This is a genomic window from Pseudomonas sp. Sample_16, from assembly GCF_004307665.1.
Classification (GTDB): Bacteria; Pseudomonadota; Gammaproteobacteria; order Pseudomonadales; family Pseudomonadaceae; genus Aquipseudomonas.
Map to the genome: position 1 here is coordinate 14,859 of NZ_RCOB01000029.1, position 18,526 is coordinate 33,384.

The 18,526-nt window shown below is 59.6% G+C and carries 16 protein-coding genes and 1 tRNA gene; 2 read left to right on the forward strand and 15 right to left on the reverse strand.

What is annotated here, in order from left to right:
- Nucleotides 1-184: 184 nt before the first annotated feature.
- From D8U69_RS03870 to D8U69_RS03935, 14 genes are all read right to left on the reverse strand, one after another.
- Nucleotides 185-1,357 (reverse strand): GGDEF domain-containing protein, encoded by a 1,173-nt coding sequence (locus D8U69_RS03870; RefSeq protein ID WP_177434545.1) that lies wholly within the window; start codon nt 1,355-1,357, stop codon nt 185-187.
- 122 nt (nt 1,358-1,479) lie between these two features.
- Complete coding sequence (locus D8U69_RS03875) at nt 1,480-3,516, reverse strand: alkaline phosphatase family protein (RefSeq protein ID WP_056856599.1); 2,037 nt, start codon at nt 3,514-3,516, stop codon at nt 1,480-1,482.
- Nucleotides 3,517-3,548: 32 nt separating this feature from the next.
- Nucleotides 3,549-4,166 carry a hypothetical protein gene (locus tag D8U69_RS03880; RefSeq protein ID WP_130906714.1) on the reverse strand — a complete coding sequence of 206 codons (618 nt, stop codon included), beginning with the start codon at nt 4,164-4,166 and terminating at the stop codon, nt 3,549-3,551.
- Nucleotides 4,163-5,461: a sialidase family protein gene (locus tag D8U69_RS03885; protein WP_130906715.1), complete on the reverse strand. Its 1,299-nt coding sequence runs from the start codon at nt 5,459-5,461 to the stop codon at nt 4,163-4,165. Before D8U69_RS03885 ends, D8U69_RS03880 begins: the two co-directional genes overlap by 4 nt.
- A 116-nt stretch (nt 5,462-5,577) precedes the next feature.
- Nucleotides 5,578-6,498, reverse strand: a complete 921-nt coding sequence (locus tag D8U69_RS03890; RefSeq protein ID WP_130906789.1) for a DUF2950 domain-containing protein — start codon at nt 6,496-6,498, stop codon at nt 5,578-5,580.
- Between the two features lie 26 nt (nt 6,499-6,524).
- Nucleotides 6,525-7,979: a DUF3300 domain-containing protein gene (locus D8U69_RS03895; RefSeq protein WP_130906716.1), complete on the reverse strand. Its 1,455-nt coding sequence runs from the start codon at nt 7,977-7,979 to the stop codon at nt 6,525-6,527.
- A gap of 211 nt (nt 7,980-8,190) precedes the next feature.
- Nucleotides 8,191-9,930 (reverse strand): dipeptidase, encoded by a 1,740-nt coding sequence (locus D8U69_RS03900; protein WP_130906717.1) that lies wholly within the window; start codon nt 9,928-9,930, stop codon nt 8,191-8,193.
- A gap of 161 nt (nt 9,931-10,091) precedes the next feature.
- The gene (locus tag D8U69_RS03905; RefSeq protein WP_056856594.1) at nt 10,092-10,391 is read right to left on the reverse strand and encodes a hypothetical protein; all 300 of its coding nucleotides are present in this window, start codon (nt 10,389-10,391) and stop codon (nt 10,092-10,094) included.
- Nucleotides 10,392-10,500: 109 nt separating this feature from the next.
- A complete protein-coding gene (locus tag D8U69_RS03910) occupies nt 10,501-11,457 on the reverse strand; it encodes an MBL fold metallo-hydrolase (RefSeq protein ID WP_056856902.1) in 957 nt (318 codons plus the stop codon).
- Between the two features lie 22 nt (nt 11,458-11,479).
- Nucleotides 11,480-11,668, reverse strand: a complete 189-nt coding sequence (locus D8U69_RS03915) for a hypothetical protein (RefSeq protein WP_130906200.1) — start codon at nt 11,666-11,668, stop codon at nt 11,480-11,482.
- A gap of 17 nt (nt 11,669-11,685) precedes the next feature.
- The gene (locus D8U69_RS03920; protein ID WP_241667772.1) at nt 11,686-12,810 is read right to left on the reverse strand and encodes an ATP-binding protein; all 1,125 of its coding nucleotides are present in this window, start codon (nt 12,808-12,810) and stop codon (nt 11,686-11,688) included.
- Between the two features lie 37 nt (nt 12,811-12,847).
- Entirely contained in the window at nt 12,848-13,666 is an 819-nt protein-coding gene (locus D8U69_RS03925) for an alpha/beta hydrolase (protein WP_130906791.1), read from the reverse strand.
- A gap of 335 nt (nt 13,667-14,001) precedes the next feature.
- Nucleotides 14,002-14,769, reverse strand: coding sequence for a metallophosphoesterase (locus tag D8U69_RS03930; RefSeq protein WP_130906718.1), 768 nt, complete (start codon nt 14,767-14,769; stop codon nt 14,002-14,004).
- A 61-nt stretch (nt 14,770-14,830) separates the two neighbouring features.
- The gene (locus D8U69_RS03935; RefSeq protein WP_130906719.1) at nt 14,831-16,237 is read right to left on the reverse strand and encodes an aldehyde dehydrogenase family protein; all 1,407 of its coding nucleotides are present in this window, start codon (nt 16,235-16,237) and stop codon (nt 14,831-14,833) included.
- A gap of 394 nt (nt 16,238-16,631) precedes the next feature.
- On the opposite strand from D8U69_RS03935, the gene D8U69_RS03940 reads away from it, so the two are divergent.
- Nucleotides 16,632-16,706, forward strand: a tRNA-Gln gene (locus D8U69_RS03940).
- Nucleotides 16,707-16,860: 154 nt separating this feature from the next.
- Nucleotides 16,861-17,253: a GFA family protein gene (locus D8U69_RS03945; protein ID WP_130906197.1), complete on the forward strand. Its 393-nt coding sequence runs from the start codon at nt 16,861-16,863 to the stop codon at nt 17,251-17,253.
- A 42-nt stretch (nt 17,254-17,295) separates the two neighbouring features.
- Here the strand turns inward: D8U69_RS03945 and D8U69_RS03950 are convergent, their stop codons facing one another.
- A complete protein-coding gene (locus D8U69_RS03950) occupies nt 17,296-18,363 on the reverse strand; it encodes an alpha/beta hydrolase (protein WP_130906720.1) in 1,068 nt (355 codons plus the stop codon).
- Nucleotides 18,364-18,526 lie beyond the last annotated feature (163 nt).

The window sequence follows — 18,526 nt, forward strand, 5'->3', positions numbered from 1 at the left end:
TCCTGCGCATTGTCTGAAACTGTCTGAGATAGCTGTTGCAGACGCTCTCCAGAAATTCCAACAACTGCCGCCGCGAGCATCGTGGGCAATAAGCTGATCCTAAGCTTAGCCTACTGTCGCTTTTCGCAAGTTCTCAGCCGTGCAGATTTTGCGGGATGGCCACCCAGGCCAGTGCAAACACTCATCAACGCACAACTCCAGGACTTGCCAGCGTCCGATCCACCAGACGGATACTGTCGCGTCCACCACGCTTGGATTCGTAAAGTGCGGCGTCGCCTTGCTCGATCAATGCCGCCAGACTGCTCGGCGGCTGGTCGAACAGACTGGCGCCGATGCTCAGGGTCACGGCTTGCGGCGTGCTGAATGACTGTACCGCCGCGCTGTGGAACTGCTCACGCAACGCATTGCCCATCGCCACGATTCGTTCGTTGGAGGCGTTGTTGAACAGGATGAGGAACTCGTCACCGCCCAGCCGTGCTGCAAGGGCGTCTTCGGGCACTACCGAACGGATCATCTCGCTCAGTGCAACCAGCAGTTTGTCGCCAGCGGTATGGCCAAACAGGTCGTTGACCGGTTTGAAGTTGTCGATATCGATCAGCAGCAGGGCGCCTGGTCGAGCGCTGGAAACGTCGCGTAACAGGCGCGGAGCCCGCACCTCCAGGGCGCGGCGATTGTACAAAGCGGTCAGCGGGTCGCGTTCGGCCAGACTTGAGATGTGCTTCTCACGCCGGTATCGCTCGGTTCCGGTCATCGACAGCGCGATCAGCATGATTGCCATCACGCCCTCGACCAGGGAGATCTGAATGATCTCGCCACGAAAAGCCGCGAGATCTATCAGCGTGCCCGGTACCACCGCCGTCATTGATTTGATGAGATAGAACAGGCCATGACCCAGCAGCACATACCGCAGCTGACCTGCCCCCACACTCAATGACTTGCCGTGGGGGCGCAACAGGAAACTGGCCCGGAGCGAGAGCAGGGCGACCAGCAGTGAATTGGCCAGCAACATGATCTTTGACCACGACGGCTCATCCGGCAACAACAGCAGCGCCAGCCAGACGACGAACATCAAATACCAGGCACGGGACAGGCGCGCCTGGGTAAAGTGCGCCACACCCAGCAGGAAAAACCAGTGGGCCACCACCAACAGTCCGTTGGCGAACCAGATGCCGACCAGCAACAGCCCTATGCCACGCAGCAAGGCGAGGGTCGAGCCCACAGTGATTGTCGCGAAGCCTGCGCTCCAGAACAGCAGCGAGGGCTCCCGGATGCTCCGCCACTCGACCGCCAGGTACAGCGCGGCGGCCGCTGCCAGGGCAATCGAGAGGGTCAACATCGTGGGTGGGTCGAGCGCCATAGCCTTGCTGCCTTTCTGTTTACGGTCAAAAGGCGGGATTGTAAGCGTTTGCAGCGGTTTTTTGTGCATGGCATAAAGCCACTGTGGGAGCGGGCTTGCCCCCTCCCACAGGGTTTGGAGGGTTACTCCCGCACGTTTTGAAAGAGCATCAAGCGCGAGGTTTCATGCATGCCGCGGGTCAGCTGCACCAGGCGTTTGAATTCTTCCGGATTCTGTTCGGCGACGTTGTCCGTGGGGGTCATCGAGGCCAGGTCGTGGAGTGTTGGCGAGCTGCCGTCGTGTTCCATCTGCACCATGTAATGTTGAGTTACGCCAGCAATCAACGGGAACGTTCCCTCACGCAATACCAGTGGTACCACGCGCTCACCTTCGGGCGCCGGCTGCTGGATGTCACGCCCCATGCCGCCGTTGCGGAACTCAAGACCGGCCATGCCTGCCACGGTCGGCAGCAAGTCCACCAGGCCCACCGCTTCCTCGACCTTGCGCGAGCCGAGCAGACCCGGGGCGTGGATGATCATGGGCACGGCGTTGCTTTCCAGACCCAACTGCTCATAAGCGGGGGCCAGGTAAGGGATCTGCGCGATACGGGTGTTGTGGTCGCCAAACAGCACGAAAATGGTGTTGTCGTAGTAACCGCCGGCTTTGGCGATTTCCATCAGGCGTCCGATGTTGAAGTCCAGCAGGCGCACGGCGTTGTATTGCTCGACACTGCGCGAGCCAGCGGCCTGGACTTCTTCGAGGGTAGGGTGCTTGACCTCGAATCCATCATTGCTTTTGGGAATGGTGAAAGGACGATGGTTACCGGCCGTCTGCACATAGGCGAAAAACGGTTTGTCCTTGGGCAGCGCTTGCAGGATCCGGTCGGTTTCCTTGAACAGGTCCAGATCGGAAATGCCCCAGACGTCCACCACCGGCGATTTCCAGTCACGCTCCTCAAACAGGCGAACACCGTCGATGCTCTGGCGAATCAAGGCATTCATATTGGCCCAGCCGGAGTTGCCGCCGATGGTGTAGATCTTCTCGTAGTCGGTGAAGGCGTTGATCACTGAGTGCTGCCTGGTGATCAACGGGTTGCGTGTCGCGGTTTCCTGACGCGTGACGTCAGGCACCCCGGTAATGCTGGCCCAAACGGTTTTGGCGGTGCCGGTCACCGGCACGTAGAAGTGTTTGAAGAACCAGCTCTGGGTGGCCAGGCGATCGATGTTGGGGGTCGGATTGATCGGGTTGCCATAGGCACCGACCGCGCTGGTGCCCAGGGACTCAAGCATGACGAACATCACGTTTGGCGGTCGTGACCCCGCTACCTTGTAGGGCTGAGGTGCCTGGTGGCGGACGAAATTCAGCGATTGCGGGTCAGGCTGATCGACCCCCAGATAGTTGGCCATGACCGAATAGTGTTCACGCACCTGCGCTTCGTCATAGCGGGACTGGCCAACCTTGACCGTGTCATAGAGGAAAATCACCGGATTCAGCCCCAGGGCGGCGATCTGGTTGTTGCCCGAGAAAAAGGCATCGCTCCAGCGCAGCGGGACGGGGTTCTCCAGGTTCATGTTCTCGACACGCCCCAGAATGCCCAGCAATACCAATACCACCATCACCGCACCGCCCCATGTGGCAGAGAGCGGGTGGATCGATTTGCGGTCGCGGTCCAGCGTCACGCGTTCCAGACGAACCAGGGCCAGTGTCACCAGTGCCAGCGTGACGAGCCAGCCCAGGGTAATCCACACCACCGGATAGGTCTGCCAGACCATGTCACGGGAGATTTGTGCGTCTTCGATAAAGCGCAGAACGGTGGCATTGATTCGCATGCCCAGGTACGCGTAGTGCCCGAAATCGATGATGTAGACCAGCAGCAGGGCACCCAGCGCCAGCACGATGTACAGGCGTGCGACCCAGCGCAGCAGGCGACTGCCGATGAGGTTCCAGCGCGGAATCCAGGCCAGCAGGGCCAGCGGCAGCATCACCAGGATGGCCAGGCGCAGATCGAAGCGAAAGCCGATGCCCAAGGTTTCTAGGACGGCATCGTCGCCGGACAGCGCTTTGGCGTCGAACCCGGAGAAGCCGGAAAAGAACATCACCCGTAGCAGGGCAAACAGCGCAAACAGTATCGCTGTGGCGCCCAGCCAGTAGTGCAGACGTCTCGATTGCAGCCAACCCATCCATGTTCCCCTGTTAATAATGTCGTCGAAGCTTAATGAGACCGGGATACGTTGCGTGCCGGAACTCGCCACTTGTTCAGGCGGCCATACAGTCCGCGCGTGAAAAGCAGCACAAGTGCAGCGCAGCAGTACAGACCCAGCAGCGGATCAACCAGGTAGTCCCAGTAGTTTTGCGAAGGTTTTATCCCGGCGATGAAGGCCAGGGTTGCGCTGGCCAGCATCGCCACGGCCAGAGGGTTGCGCAGGTAATACAGGCCCAGTGTGAGCAGCGCGAAGAAAACCAGCATCGGTCGCGGGCTGTAGCCGAAACGGTAAGGGTCCAGATCACTGAGCCCCAGTGTCGCCGGATACAGCACCAGCCCCAACACCGCGAAGAGGATCAATACACCGGTCTTGTTCTGCTGCGCAGGCGGCAGTATGTCGAGCCGGCGCAAGCAGCCCCATGCCATGAATACCAATGTGGTGATCGCCAGGTCATCGATGTGGCTGCGTAAGTACACGGCCAGTGACAGCCCGTCCAGCGGGATGAAACTGGCGGCCAACAAGGCCACCAGCAGGGCGATCCGCCCATGGCGGTTCAAACCGAACGATGGCAACAACAGGAAAATGATCATCGCGAAGCTGACGTGGGCTTGCCAGAGATTGATCATTTGAGACGCTCGGACAGCCACGCATCGTTGAAAGTAACGTGCTTGATGAAGGTGTTGTTCCAGGAGTAGACCAAGTGATACATACCGTCGGGACTGCGGATGAAATAGGGGTATTCGTATTCAAACTCGCATCCCAGGGGGGAACAGACACGGTTGTCGAGATTGCTCAGGAACTTCGCCTCCAACGGTTGGCGCAGGGCGCCGCTGGAACCGCGAAATTCCTTGCCGATGATTTCCTTGTAGGCCTGGGGCGAAAACGGAGCCCCCGCTGGGTCAGGTGATTTGTCCAGGTCGCGCAACGAGCGCCAGTCGTCCATCTTGGCATCGGTGCCATACAGACTCAGCTTGAAACGACCCTCCTGCAGGTCATTGAGTGCTACCAGCAAGCCGTGCTCGGGTGTCGCCACGGCCGCCAGCGAAGAGTTGGGGTTCGATGGGTCGAGCGGATAAGGCTCACTCCAGGTTTGTCCGGCATCTTCAGTGCGGGTGGCGAGTACACGGTGATGGGTGTTGCCGGCATATCGCAACAAGGCGATACCGCGCTGTCCATCGAGCGGGACCACCGTCGGCTGCAATGAATTCTTGCCGTGGCTGATGCGGTACTTGTCGATCACATCGCCGTCTGCGCTCAGGTAGAGGTATTCGGCAAACTTGCCCAGGAACTCGTGATAGACCGGCAAACCAATCGAGCCGTCGGCATGAAATACCGGCGCCGAGCGGACCAGCGTGCTGATGTTCAAGAAGGGCGACGTGATCAGTTGGCGCGGAGCGGACCACTGTCTACCGAAGTCGTCAGACACCATCACGTTGACCGCGCTGCCGGCCCAACCGCCCATGGACACGGAGACATAGAACAGCCACAGACGATTATCCGGCGCCAGGGCGATCACCGGATTGCCCAGTTTACGAATATAGCGTTGGGTGCCTTGTTGGGTTGAATGGCGTGTGGCCAAGACTTGCTCTTCACCCCACTCACCGGTTTTCGCGTCGAAACGGGCGGAACGCACCTCTACATCGGCTGCGCCTTCGCGCGAGCCGGCGAACCAGGCGGTCATCAGGCTGCCGTCAGGCAAAGCGGTGACGGCCGAGGAATGCACGAAGTCGACCAGCCCGGACGAGGCAAAACGGCTGGTGTAGATGGGTTTGGCGACCTGATTGGCCACCGCCATCGCCGGTTTCATCAGGGCAAAAGAAGAATGAGTACTGGCAGGGTTGAGGAACCATGCGGTCGCAAAGAGGCACACCAGTGCGAAATAAGCACCGACGGCAGGGACACCGGGAAGTTTGATGCGCATATAAGGCTAGGCATCTCTTGGCCCAATAAAGCGCGATAACCTATCAGTTGTAGTAGGCGATCAGGATTTCAGCGAGCCACTCATTTGTAAGTAGATGTGTTGGAGGCTCTAGGACGCTAGTGCAGGCCTTGAGCAGCGGTGGATCCGATCTGCTCCTGATCGTCGGTCACTTCCTTCCAGCTGTCATCCGGATCAAAGCGCTTCATCGCTCTTGCCAATTTCTCGCCCCCGGGTCCGAGGTCCTTTTCAAACACCTGGCCATCATGGCTGATCATGAAACTCATGACCCCGGTGTCATCGTATTTCGCCGGCCAGGCAATCAGGGCAAAGCCTCGGCTCATCTTGTCGCCAATGAGATAACTGTAGGCGCCACCCGGTGCGGAGGGGCCTTGGCCATCGAGGATGCGGAAGTTGTAGCCGTGCCAGTCTTCGCCGGCAATGGTTTTGCCGAACAACGGCCCCAGCGGGCTGATCTGGCCGCTGTCGTCGTCATCCCAATAGAGGCCGTCGTGCTGGCCGGGAGTGCTGAAGATCTTCTGCGCGTATTCGAGGGCGCCATCACCATCGTGATCGACTGAGGCGTAGTCCATCTGGGCGTCGTGGTACGTCAGCACCGATTGCACGGCGGCCAGTTCGTTGCGGCCGATTCGGCGTGCGCGGATTTCCCCGCTGCCAGCCTTGAGATCGAAATGCCAACCCTTGGCGTTCTTGATCATGGGAATAGGCAGCGTCCAGTGATCACTGCCAACGGCCAGGTGCGCCTTGCGTTCGTTGGTTTTTTCAGTGCTGTGTTGCTCGTGATACTGCTTGAGGAACGCATCCACGTCACTGCGTTGTACGCCTTCACGCGGGATGTAACTGCGCCAGTCGTCACCGAGCAGTTCTGTCAGGCGCGCCTGATCGGCGTGTTCCGTGCCCAGTGCTTCGACGAATGCTTGCGCGGCTTTTTCGGGTGTAGGAAACGCTTGCTGTGCCATAGCCATGCACGACCAGACAACGCCGGTGGTGATTGCCAGGACATGTGGCAACAAGCCCATGAAGGCCTTTACGCGACGATGGTTTTTCAACGGCGGCCCCCCCTTTGACGCGCTGGTGCGGATGGCCGACTGATCTGGTGGCCGGCAGACCGCGCCGCGCTGGGGCGCATGGCAGATGCCTGGCTGGCTCGGCCACGAGCCGCTTGTACATTGCTCTGAGACGGTGAACGTGCGCCGGCAAATGCGTTGTTGCGGGCACTGCCTGCACTGGCGGCCGGTCTGTTCTGCGCCGTCTGGCGCACTTGTGAACGGTCTTGTGAACGCTGATTGACCTGGCCGGCGTCTCTACGGGGCTGTTGATTCTCCCGAGTATTCCTGGCGGTGTTCTGGGCTCTGTCAGACGTTCTTGGTCGGTCTGCGCCGGACTGCATGCGGTTGCCGGCTATGTTGTCCGACTGGGCTCGGCGGGCTTGATCGCGGGCTTCGCGATTGCTGGTGGCGGGGCGTTCGATACCGTGTCTGTCCATTGAGCTACGGGCTTTTTCACGTGCCTGGGCGCGTTGCGCGTTGTCGCCTCGATAGGCATCACGCTGATTCGCACCGTTCAGTTGGCGGCCGTATTGTTCACGGCTGCGGCTGTCCCGGTAAGGCACCCCATCGCGGTGAACGGCGTTGTGTTGCCACTTGTTATTGGTGATCTGGTTATTGCGATTGATGTTGTTATAGCGGTCGACATCGATGTCGATGTCGTTGTCGTTCCAGTCGCAATCACCCCACAACGAACCGATGATCGCCACACCGGTGCCGAACGCCAGTCCAGCCATCAATGCCGAACCGGGGTAATAGGCCGGTGGTGGCGGGTAGTACACGGGAGGCGACGCTGGATAGGCCCAGGTGCCGTAAGTGGTTGTCGGGTTATACGTGGGCACGTACACGACCTGTGGATCGGCAGGCTGAATGATGATGGTGGACGTGCTGCTGGCCGGGGCCGGGGCTGGGGCAGAGGCGGGTGCGGGCGCAGGCGCTTGAACCGTGACGTTCTGATACTGGTTGCTCTGCAGGTTGCCCGCCGCCTGGGCTTGACGACGCAGGCGTTGCACGCCGTTCATCACATCGTCGGGCTGCGCCAGGAAGGCATCACCCAGGCGTTGTACCCAGACAGGGTCCTGGCCCAGCGTGGCCAGCACCTGCGGAAAGGCGACCAACGCCTGCACGCTCGGGTCCCAGGTCTGGTTCGCCACTTGTTTGACCGCATCATCGCCCTTGGCATCCGGGTGAGCCTTGGACCAAGTGACGGCCTCGGCGACTTCGCCAGGGTAGGTGGTCGCCATCAGCACCTGCGCCAGCAAGGGATCAGGATAAAGCGCAATAGGCGCCAGCATTTGATCCAGTTGTTCTTGATTGAACACCGCCTCTTTTACGGGCGCGGTGTCGGCAGCGTTTGCCGGGGCCGGTGCGGTTGTCTGCGTCGCTTGCGCCAGGCAAGGACCTGCGCTTAAAAGCAGCAATGCCGACATCGCGTAAAACAATGGAATACGCATTGCTCCCTCCCTGGGGTCGGGCAGGCCTGGAATGAGTGGATCAGTTTCAGCGAGGTCAATACCGACCTGGCAGGCGGCAGACCTCAGTTCGTTGGCGCTTTTTAATCGTAGCAGTCAGCCGGAATTTGCCATGCCTTGCGCAACAATATTCTGAGATCTTGCGCGGTGGTGCGCAAAATGGACCCGCCAGAACGGCGGGTCCGAAGGTGCATCAGAGTTTCGGCAACTGACCGATACGGCCCATCATTTCGGTGACGATCTGCAAGTCGAGCAAAAACTGCTCGGTAGTCTTGAATTCGTTATCGTTGTGGCCGGTGTATTTGACGTCTGGCATTGCCAGGCCGAATTGCACACCGTTGGGCAGTTCGTGCACCGAGGTGGCGCCAGCGGAGGTACCGAACTTGTGTTCCATGCCAAGGTTTTCACTGGCCACGGCGAGCAGGGCCTTGACCCATTCCCCTTCAGGGTTGCGGTACATCGGTTCGGCGATCGAATAGTCGAAGGCCACAGCGATGTTGCTTTTCTTGCTCCAGGTGTCGAGCTTCCCGGCGATTTCCGATTTAAGCACTTGCGGGGATTTGCCTTTCGGCACGCGCAGGTTGACCGCGAGTTTGAACGCTTTTTCATCCTCACCGACATAGGTCAGGGAAGTGGTCAGCGGCCCCATGAACTCATCGGAAAACCCGACCGCCAATTTGCCACCCAGGTAATCCAGGCCCCAGTTGTCGGCCGCGTAGCGAGCGGCGTCAGTGATGTGGTTGTGCTTGAGCGCAACCTTGCCGTCGAGGCCGTTGATGAAATCGAGCATCCTCGCCACTGGATTGACCCCGGACTCGGGTTCGGAGGAGTGTGCCGACACACCCGTAACCGTCAGCTTGACGTCCTTGCCGACGACCTTGGCGGCGATGTCGAAGTTGCCACCATTGCGCTGGGCATATTCGGTGCCGGCCTTTTGCAGGCTGGCGGCCAGCTCAGCGGGCTGGCCTGTCACCAGCGTGGCGACCGATGTCGACGGAATCTGGTTAGTGGCCAGGCCGCCGGTCATGGCGGTGATTTCGGCACCTTTGCCTTGGCCGGCACGCTTGGCGAAGCTGGCCATGACCGTGCCGTAGCCTTTTTCGGCGATCACTACCGGATAGCCGCCATCCAGCGCCAGGTTGTAGTTGGGCGTCGGGTAGCGTTCGAAATAGTAGGGGATGGCATCGCCCGTGGTTTCTTCGGTGGTGTCGACCAGCAGCTTGAAGTTTCTGGCCAGCGGCAGGTTCTCTTCCTTGATGATTTTCATCGCGTACATCGCCACTACGATGCCGTTCTTGTCATCTTCGGTGCCACGGCCATACATGCGGTCGCCGATCAGCGTGACCTTGAACGGGTCGAGGCGGGTGCCATCCTGCAAGACCCAGTTCTCCGGGGTCACCGGCACCACGTCGGCATGGGCATGAATGCCCACGACTTCATCGCCATTGCCTTCCAGGGAGATTTCATAAACGCGGTTGTCGATGTTGCGAAAGTTCAGGTTGAACGCCTTGGCAAGGCTTTTGATCTTATCGGCGATCTTGATGAATTCAGGGTTGTCATGTTGTTCCACACCGTCGACGCGTACGGTCGGGATGGCCACCAGTTCCTTCAAGGTTTCGGTCGCCGCGCTGCCGTATTTCACCCGCGCATAAAGGCCAAGCAAACGATGGATTTCGTTCTGTTGATCGGCCGTCAGTGCCTTGTTGTTCAGGAAGGCGCTGATAGCAGGTCCGAGATTGTCGGCCTTGGCGATATCGCTCTTGGCCAGGCTGCCAAGGAACTGCCGGAAATCCTTGACCGAGGCATCATTGAAAGCCTTGAGAATGATCGCACTCTGTTGCGGTGTGATGTTGGCGTGGGCAGCGGAGGTGAACGTCGACAGGCTGGCGATCATCAGTGTGGTCGCGGCCAGGTGCTTGAGTGAAAAGTCCATTGCTGGGGGCATTCCTTTGCAGGCAGTGTGTGGGAAATATCTGATCGTTTAATCAGAAACGTTCCCAAGCTAACACCGCGAGCGTGTGAAACGGGAGCCCCCTAAGTGGGATCTGTCGCACAGAAATGCAAAAGCGGCGCAGAAACGAAACATCCGATTTATCAATGCTTGCATTCCGCCAGCACCACTTGGCAGGTACTTGGCGTACCACCGGACCGCCCCGCATAGCGTGCGCAATTGCTCATCGATTTCTGGCGAGCCATGTTCAGGGTGTCGCCCCAGGCCAGGCCACCCTCGCCGACAGTGGGAAGGGCTTTGGCATAGCAGGCCGAACCGATGGTTGCGGACGAATAGCGAGCTGTGGCGGTTTTGCTCGAACATCCGGCGGTGAGCGCCAGGTTGATGGCGAGCAGGCAAGGCAGCAGCCATGACGAGCAGTGGTGCGTGTGTTTACCCGTCATCGCGCTTCCCCTGTGAAGAGGCTCAGATGTGTATCGTTCAGCTTAGACGGGATCAGGCTTACCGTCCGGCCTCTATTTGATTGTAGAGGCCGGATGCACCAGCAAACGGTCAGTAATCCCAGAACGCCGCTACCCAGCGAAACGCTTTGCCGTCGATGGCTACGCGGCCAACGGAAGGAAACGGCAGGTGCGTGGCGACAAACAGTTCACCACTCGCTGCCGCTTCTTGCATCAGTCGGACCCGAACGCGAACCGATTCCTCGGGGTCATGTTCAAAGCCGTTGTGCCAGTCGGGGTGCTCGAAGGCCACCGGAAACAGGGCGTCGCCGGCGAAGGTCAAGCGTTCGCCACCGGAGTTCACGTAGACCACGCAGTGCCCCGGGGTGTGGCCACCGGTGACTTTGGCGACGACGCCCGGGGCCACCTCGTATTGGTCTTCGAAAGTTCGCACGTTGCTGCGGTAATCGTTGATGAATTGGTTGGCGGTGGCGCGCAGCACGTCCGGCACCGGCGCCGGCATGTCGGTGTGGGTGAAATCAGGTGTCTCCCAGAAAGCGACTTCAGTCGCCGACACGTGGATGCGCACGTCTGGCCGCAACTTGTTCTTCACGTCGTCGACGAGCAGGCCGCCGATGTGGTCCATGTGCATGTGGGTAATCACCACATCGGTCACGGATCCAAGATCGATGCCGGCGGCCTGCAGGCGCTTGGGAAATTGCCCGGCCCTTGGAAACCCTGGGAACTGCCCGCCGAGGCCTGCGTCGACGAGTATGGTCTGGTCGCCGCTGCGGATCACCAGCACGTTCAGCGCCCAGTCGAACGCGTCCGGCCCGAGGAACATGTCCTTGAACCAGGCGGCGCGGGCGGCGGGGTCGGCATTGGTAGACATCGTCGAGGTCGGCAGTGGCAGGACACCATCGCTGATCACCAGCACGTCAATCTCGCCGACCCGCACGGCATAGCGCGAAGGAACCAGTTCGGTGTCAAGCAAGCCTGGCTGCTGCTGACCATTGCCTGTCTGATGTGCGCCAGCCTTTTGGGATGGGTAATCCAGATGCGTTGTCATGCTCATTCTCCGATTGCCTGGGTCAAAAAAAATCGTTGGCCAATGCCGATTGTTCGCTGCTAAAGCGACGGATCGCCTGGAGAAAGAGTGTGCATCTCGACGCACCGCGCTCGATACCATACGCAGGTATAGAACCGTAGGGCTTTAGCGTGATCGTTCCCAACCAAAGGTCGAAGTGCTGCGCGCCGGACAGCACGGTTGGCAGATTCATGGAAGATCAGCTCGGTGTTAATTCGATGGTTGGCCGTTGGCTGGGGAAACCGGCAGGGAGAACGAGAAGGTCGCGCCCAGGTTGGGCTGACTGTCTGCCCGGATGCGTCCACCGTGCAACTCGATGATAGAGCGGCAGATGGACAGGCCGATCCCCATGCCATTTTCCTTGGTGGTGAAAAACGCATCGAACAGCAGCGCGAGATGATGTTGATCAATTCCCGGGCCGTTATCCTGCACCTCCACCACTGCATGACTCTCTTGCCGATAAATTCGAACTTGCAGCTCTCGGGGTGAACTCTTGTGGCCGTTCATGGCCTGCAGACTGTTCATGATCAGGTTGATCACCACCTGCTGCAGCTGGATTCGATCGCCCGACACCCAAAGCGACGGGGATGCAAACGAGCAAGCCACTCGCACCTTATGGCTCTGGATTTCCCGGTCAAGCAGGGCCAGCGAATCGGTTACTACCGATTGCAGATCGAGTTCTTCGTAGAGCGAATCGCTTTTGCGAGTCAGATCACGAATACGCTTGATGACCTCGGCTGCTCGACGCGCATTACTGGCCGCCCTGGCGATGGCGGCGCCGGCTTCCTTGAGATCGGGACTCGGGCGGTCGAGCCAGCGCTGGGCCGCTTCGGCACTGGAAGCTATCGCGGCCAGGGGCTGATTCACTTCGTGGGCAATCGACGCTGACAGCTCGCCCATCGTGGTGATTCGGCATATATGGGCGAGTTCGATTTGCGCGCGATGCAGCCGCGCTTCGACATCATGGGTATGGGCCAGCAAACTGAATTGCTCCTGAAGTTCATCGCGGGTGCGACGATTTTTCAATGCCAGCCAGGTGGCAATACCAATGGCCGTCAGACTGACAAGGCAACGGGCCAGGGCGGCACTGAACGGATGATCGAGGTGAGAAAAAAAGAACGCGGCAGCCGTCAGCAGCGCACAGATCAGTGCAACCCGACGCAGCCCGCGGATCGAGCATGTGCCCATGGCCATCATGATGACCAGGACATAAAGCACTGCCACTGCGATATCCAGTTCCGTGAGGGTATCGACGATGAATATCGCGAAGGTAGTTGCCCAAAGCGCCAGGCATTTTGCCTTGGCGCGGGGGGAGCCGGACATGACGTTCAGCATGATCCGGCTCCTGCGATGCGCTCGCCGCCCAAGGGCGTCAAGCCTTGATGAACGCCAGAAGGTCGGCGTTGATCACGTCGCCATGGGTCGTGCACATGCCATGGGGCAGGCCGGGGTAGGTTTTCAGCGTGCCGTGGCGCAGCAGTTTGATCGACAGGTGCGCCGAGTCGGCAATCGGTACGATCTGGTCGTCTTCACCGTGCAACACCAGGGTCGGTACCTCGATGTTTTTCAGGTCGTCGGTGAAGTCGGTTTCCGAAAAGGCCTTGATGCAATCGTACTGCGCCTTGACCCCGCCGTTCATACCCTGGCGCCACCAGTTGTCGACGATCGCTTCGGACAGTTTTGCGCCGGGGCGATTGAACCCATAGAACGGCCCGCTCGGAAAATCGCGATAGAACTGTGTGCGATTGTCCGCCACGGCCTTGCGCAAGCCATCGAAGACGTCCATCGGAATGCCGCCCGGATTTTTCGCAGTGCGCAGCATGATCGGTGGTACCGCGCCGATCAATACCGCTTTGGCCACGCGACCACGGCCATGGCGCGCCACGTAACGGGCCACTTCACCGCCTCCGGTGGAGTGACCGATGTGTACGGCATTCCTGATGTTCAGGTGCGCCATCAGTTCAGCGACGTCGGCGGCGTAGGTGTCCATTTCGTTGCCGACAGCGGTCTGAGAGGACCGACCGTGACCACGGCGATCGTGGGCGATGACACGGAAGCCCTTGCTGAGGAAAAACAGCATTTGCGCATCCCAGTCGTCGCTGGACAGTGGCCAGCCGTGGTGGAACACGATCGGTTGGCCGCTGCCCCAGTCCTTGTAGAAAATCTGCGTACCGTCCTTGACGGTGAGCATCCCCGAGCCACTGGCATGGCCGTCGCTTTTGCCCAGCGCAGCGGCGGTTGCCGATCCCTGTGTCTGCTGCGCTGCCAGCGCAGGCAGGGTCACCGCCAGGGCCGCAGCCATGGCGCCGGTGGTGATCAAGCCACGACGTGTGGTTCCGCTTGTCTCGTCAGTCATCGTCATTACTCATGTAGGTTCTGGAGGAGGGGGCACCTGCAAGGCCCGAGTACGTTTCCACGGCTGTGGAAAATTTATCGGCCAAGCAGGTTACTGACCACCAGACATGGGTGTTTGAAACTAACGCTTTGGTATGAAAAGCGGCCGGGCGAGGGCGTGTTGCAAGTGATTCAGGCTGGCAGCTCGATGACCAACGCTTGATCAAATTCCGGGTTCTCATTGACCCCTTCTTTCGCATAGCCCCGGGCATTGCACACAACGCGGGTATCGCCCACCCGATAATCAAAGCTGCCATGGGTATGTCCATGCAGCCAAAGGGCCGGTTGCCACGCCTTGATCCGCTGCTCAAGGTCGGAGACAAAACTCGAATTGATCGGCGACTCGGCAAACATCGGGCTGATGCTCGACCGTGTCGGGGCGAAGTGAGAAATCACCACCGTGGGCGTGGTGCTGTCGCGGGTGAAACAGTCATCCAGCCAGGCAACGGTCTGCAGAAAAATCAACTGCGACACCGCCGGGCTGAACAGGTCTGCGAAATCGGGCGAGATTCTGATGCGGCTGAAGTCCCGCACCAACGCTGTCGCCAGATCAATGCCATGCGCCCGTTCTTGCGCGTCATCGTAAAGCCGATAGTCGGACCACAACGTACATCCCAGGAATCGCACACCTTGGTGGATGTATTCCGAGCGCTCCAGCACGTGGATCTGTGTGCCTTGCGTCAACGTGCGCAACTGGTCATGGGTCGAGATCAGGTCACTGCCGTAAAACTCGTGATTGCCGGCCACGTACACAATCGGAACAGGACATGCCCTGGCCCACTCTATGGCAGCAGCGGGCCGCGAGATGTCCCCGGCGAGCACGACGACATCGGCCTGCACGTCGGGAAACGGTATCGCGTTGACGGACAGGTGGATGTCGGACAGCAAGGCGATGCGCATGGGGTCAGCTCCTGTATTTGCAATAGAAGCTAGCGTACGAGATCGAAGCCGATCAAGCCGTTTATCCACGCACCGCCCGGGACCGCCAGACCATCATCTTCTCGACCTGCATCTCTTTCATGGTGTGAGGAATACCGCCCACGCCATGGCCGGACAGGCGCGCGCCGGCGAACGGCATCCAGTCGACGCGGAACAGGGTGTTTTCGTTGACCATCACCGCCGTGGCGTCGAGGTCCTGATAGCACTGCATGGCGGTGTCCAGATCGCGGGTGAATACCGCCGCCTGGAAGGCATAGGGCAGGGCGTTGGCCAGCTGGATCGCATCGGCCAGGTCGTCGTAGGCGTACACCGCCACCACCGGGCCGAAGACTTCTTTCTGCATCACGTTCGAATTGATGGACGGATTGAGCAAGACAGTGGGCGCGTAGCAGTTGTTGCCGAGTGCGCGGCCACCTGAGATCAAACGGGCGCCACCGGCAACGGCGTCGTTCACCCATTGGCTGACACGGTTCACTTCACGCTCGGCGATCAGCGGGCCGACATCGGTGGTGATATCGGTCGGATCTCCCACGACCATCGCATCGCCCGATTGGCCCAGTCGCACGGCAACCTGTTCGGCGATGCTGCGATGGCAGAAAATCCGCTGCACGCTCACGCAAGCCTGTCCCGCGTGCCAGAAGCCGCCACGGGCAATGCGCGGCAGGGCATCGTCGAGGTCGGCATCCGCCGCGAGAATCACTGGCGCCACGCCGCCGTGCTCCAGCGCGCAGCGGGTTCCCGGAGCGAGGGTCGAACGCAACATCCAGCCCACCGCCGCCGAGCCGATGAAGCTGAAGAAACCCACCCGTGGGTCAGCCACCAGTTTGCCGGTGATCGCGTTGTCAGTCGGCAGCACCATCTGCGCCCAACCTTCGGGGAGGCCGGCTTCGGCCAGGATATCGAGCAATGTCCGGCAGCTCAGCGGCGTGTTGGCCGCGGGCTTGACGACCACGGGCGCACTGACGGCAATGGCCGGGACCACTTGATGCACGATCAAGTTGAACGGATGGTTGAATGCCGAGACGGCCGCAACCACGCCGATCGGTTCGTACTGGGTGAAGGCCACCCGGTTGGCCGAGGTGGCGTTCAGCCCCATCGGGATCACATGACCGCCTTCGGTGCGCAGCACCTCGATGCAATTGAGGATGCCGTCGATGCCACGCTCGACTTCGGTGATCGAGTCCTTCAACGGCTTACCGCCTTCGCTGGCCGCCTGGGTGGCAATCGCCACCTTGCGCGCACCGATCAATTGGGCGGCGCGCTGCAGGATTTCAATCCGCCGAGGCTTGGACAACCACTGGCTGCGGTCGCGGAAAATGCCATGGGCAACACTCAGTGCCCGCTCGACATCGGCCTCGGTGGAGACCACCACGTGACCGACGATAGCGCCATCGAAAGGGGCGTGCACTGCCAGGGATTGTTCAGACATGGGAGCTACCTCGAGTCAAACGAAAAAGGGGCGATTCAGGCTGCTGTGCCTTTCAAACCTGGCGCCAAGGTAAACGTTGGTGGTTGTTTGAAAAAATGAATAATTGAGAAGCTTATGTTCAGTTTATGAGAACACTCAGGGTGCGCACTCTCGAATTTGTCGCCTGCCTTTTTTACTCCGGATTTCGGCCAGGACCACGTATCGCCTCGTCGCAAGGCTAATTGCGCGACTTGATTTGCCAGTAACTGGCTGTTTTAAATCAAATAAATGTTTACGAAGGGCTTCCCAGACGTAACGAAAGTTGTTAAATTTCGCGCACTTTCGCAGGGGCTCTCCCAGGGCTTGCAAGCTCCGAAGTCAAAAACGAGTGCCAGGCACTCGCAGCAACAGCTACAGGGGCGTCGCCAAGCGGTAAGGCAGCAGGTTTTGATCCTGCCATGCGTTGGTTCGAATCCAGCCGCCCCTGCCATTTTTTCCACATCCAGCTTCAATCACTCGGCCAATCAGGCCCGAGTTCTGGATGATTGTCTCTGCAACATATTCATCTCTGTAGTGTCTCCTCAAAGTAGGGCGTTGGCCTGGACTCAGCGGCTTGCAAGGCTTTATTTCACAGGAGGCACGGCATGCAGCGTTTCACTGGTGGTTGCCTTTGCGGCAACGTAAGGATTGTGGCGTCGGGGCTGCCGTACCGGGTGGGTATTTGTCATTGCCTTGACTGCCGCAAGCACAGCGGCGCGTTGTTTCAGGCGTCGGCGATTTTTCCTGCGGATGCGGTGAGTGTCGAGGGTGAAACCCGCGACTACGCCGGGCGGCATTTCTGCCCGCGCTGTGGCTCGTCCGTTTTCGGTCGCAGCGGCGATGAAGTCGAGGTGAGCCTGGGGGCATTCGATGCTCCGAACCAACTGAAGCCCACCTACGAACTCTGGACCATTCGTCGCGAGTCCTGGCTGCCTGCGTTTGCCCTTGCGCGGCAGTACGAGCGAGATCGAGAGAATCCTGGCCGTGAAGAGCCGTGAAACCGCGCAGAAGCCACGGCCTCTGCGCGTTTCGGATTGCCGTCAGAGGTGATCTGCGTCAATCACAGCCTTGGCGAACGCTTTTGGATCTTCCTGCGGCAGGTTGTGGCCGATACCGCCATTGATCAGGCGGAATTCGTATTTGCCGGTAAAGCGTTTGGCGTAGTCCTCTGGATTTGGGTGCGGTGCGCCGTTGGCGTCGCCCTCGAGCGTGATGGTCGGTACGCTGATGGAAGGCGCCGTGGCGAGTTTCTGCTCCAACGCTTCGTATCGGCTTTCACCTTGCACCAGACCCAGGCGCCAGCGGTAGTTGAACACGGTGATATCGACATGGTCCGGGTTTTCCAGCGCCTTGGCGCTGCGATCGAAGGTGGCGTCGTCGAACGCCCATTTCGGCGAAGCCAACTGCCAGATCAACTTGGCGAAGTCATGGGTGTTTTTCTCGTAACCCGCGCGGCCACGGTCAGTGGCGAAATAAAACTGATACCACCATTGCAGCTCGGCCTTGGGCGGCAAGGGGTTCTTGCCGGCCGCCTGGTTACCGATCAGATAGCCGCTGACCGAAACCAGTGCCTTGACCCGTTCCGGCCACAGTGCCGAGACGATGTCAGCCGAGCGTGCACCCCAATCGTAGCCACCGAGCACCGCTTGCTTGATGTTCAGCGCATCCATGAAGTCGATGACATCACTGGCGAGGGCAGCGGGCTGGCCGTTGCGTAGCGTTTTATCCGACAGGAAATGCGTATCGCCGTAACCCCGCGCATACGGCATCAGCACCCGATAACCCTTGGCTGCGAGCAGCGGAGCGACGTCGTCATAGCTGTGAATGTCGTACGGCCAGCCGTGCAGAAGAATCACCACCGGGCCATCGGTCGGACCCGTTTCGGCATACGCCACGCTCAGCAAGCCGGCGTTGACATGCTTGAGCGGGCCGAATGGAGAAGGTGCCGAATAGCGGGTGCCGGCACTGGCTGCAGCGGGTTGTCCGCTGGTGGTTGTTTGCCCGTAGGCCACACCGAAAGCGCCAAGCAAGGTGAATGCGAGGATCGACGAACCCACCAGTCGACGGCGGATTTTGCCATGGGTGTTGTTCTGCAGTGCCATCTTCATCGTGATGTCTCCGTTGCAAGCCATTGGCCAAGGGTTCTGGCTGAGCCCCTTCAAACCTTGCTTGCATTTGAATGCGCTGACGTATCTGGCCTGTGTCGAATCGCTGATCAGGTGAAAGCCTGTGTATCGTGACGGGATTCAGATACACAGTGATACAGAGCGA

What these genes read in the sequence shown, in the direction of transcription:
- D8U69_RS03890 (WP_130906789.1), bottom strand. Translation starts at nt 6,498, where the DNA reads ATGGGCTTGTTGCCACATGTCCTGGCAATCACCACCGGCGTTGTCTGG.
- D8U69_RS03910 (WP_056856902.1), bottom strand. Translation starts at nt 11,457, where the DNA reads ATGACAACGCATCTGGATTACCCATCCCAAAAGGCTGGCGCACATCAG.
- D8U69_RS03905 (WP_056856594.1), bottom strand. Translation starts at nt 10,391, where the DNA reads ATGACGGGTAAACACACGCACCACTGCTCGTCATGGCTGCTGCCTTGC.
- D8U69_RS03945 (WP_130906197.1), top strand. Translation starts at nt 16,861, where the DNA reads ATGCAGCGTTTCACTGGTGGTTGCCTTTGCGGCAACGTAAGGATTGTG.
- D8U69_RS03925 (WP_130906791.1), bottom strand. Translation starts at nt 13,666, where the DNA reads ATGCTCACCGTCAAGGACGGTACGCAGATTTTCTACAAGGACTGGGGC.
- D8U69_RS03950 (WP_130906720.1), bottom strand. Translation starts at nt 18,363, where the DNA reads ATGAAGATGGCACTGCAGAACAACACCCATGGCAAAATCCGCCGTCGA.
- D8U69_RS03875 (WP_056856599.1), bottom strand. Translation starts at nt 3,516, where the DNA reads ATGGGTTGGCTGCAATCGAGACGTCTGCACTACTGGCTGGGCGCCACA.
- D8U69_RS03880 (WP_130906714.1), bottom strand. Translation starts at nt 4,166, where the DNA reads ATGATCAATCTCTGGCAAGCCCACGTCAGCTTCGCGATGATCATTTTC.
- D8U69_RS03930 (WP_130906718.1), bottom strand. Translation starts at nt 14,769, where the DNA reads ATGCGCATCGCCTTGCTGTCCGACATCCACCTGTCCGTCAACGCGATA.
- D8U69_RS03935 (WP_130906719.1), bottom strand. Translation starts at nt 16,237, where the DNA reads ATGTCTGAACAATCCCTGGCAGTGCACGCCCCTTTCGATGGCGCTATC.
- D8U69_RS03920 (WP_241667772.1), bottom strand. Translation starts at nt 12,810, where the DNA reads ATGCTGAACGTCATGTCCGGCTCCCCCCGCGCCAAGGCAAAATGCCTG.
- D8U69_RS03870 (WP_177434545.1), bottom strand. Translation starts at nt 1,357, where the DNA reads ATGGCGCTCGACCCACCCACGATGTTGACCCTCTCGATTGCCCTGGCA.
- D8U69_RS03885 (WP_130906715.1), bottom strand. Translation starts at nt 5,461, where the DNA reads ATGCGCATCAAACTTCCCGGTGTCCCTGCCGTCGGTGCTTATTTCGCA.
- D8U69_RS03895 (WP_130906716.1), bottom strand. Translation starts at nt 7,979, where the DNA reads ATGCGTATTCCATTGTTTTACGCGATGTCGGCATTGCTGCTTTTAAGC.
- D8U69_RS03915 (WP_130906200.1), bottom strand. Translation starts at nt 11,668, where the DNA reads ATGAATCTGCCAACCGTGCTGTCCGGCGCGCAGCACTTCGACCTTTGG.
- D8U69_RS03900 (WP_130906717.1), bottom strand. Translation starts at nt 9,930, where the DNA reads ATGGACTTTTCACTCAAGCACCTGGCCGCGACCACACTGATGATCGCC.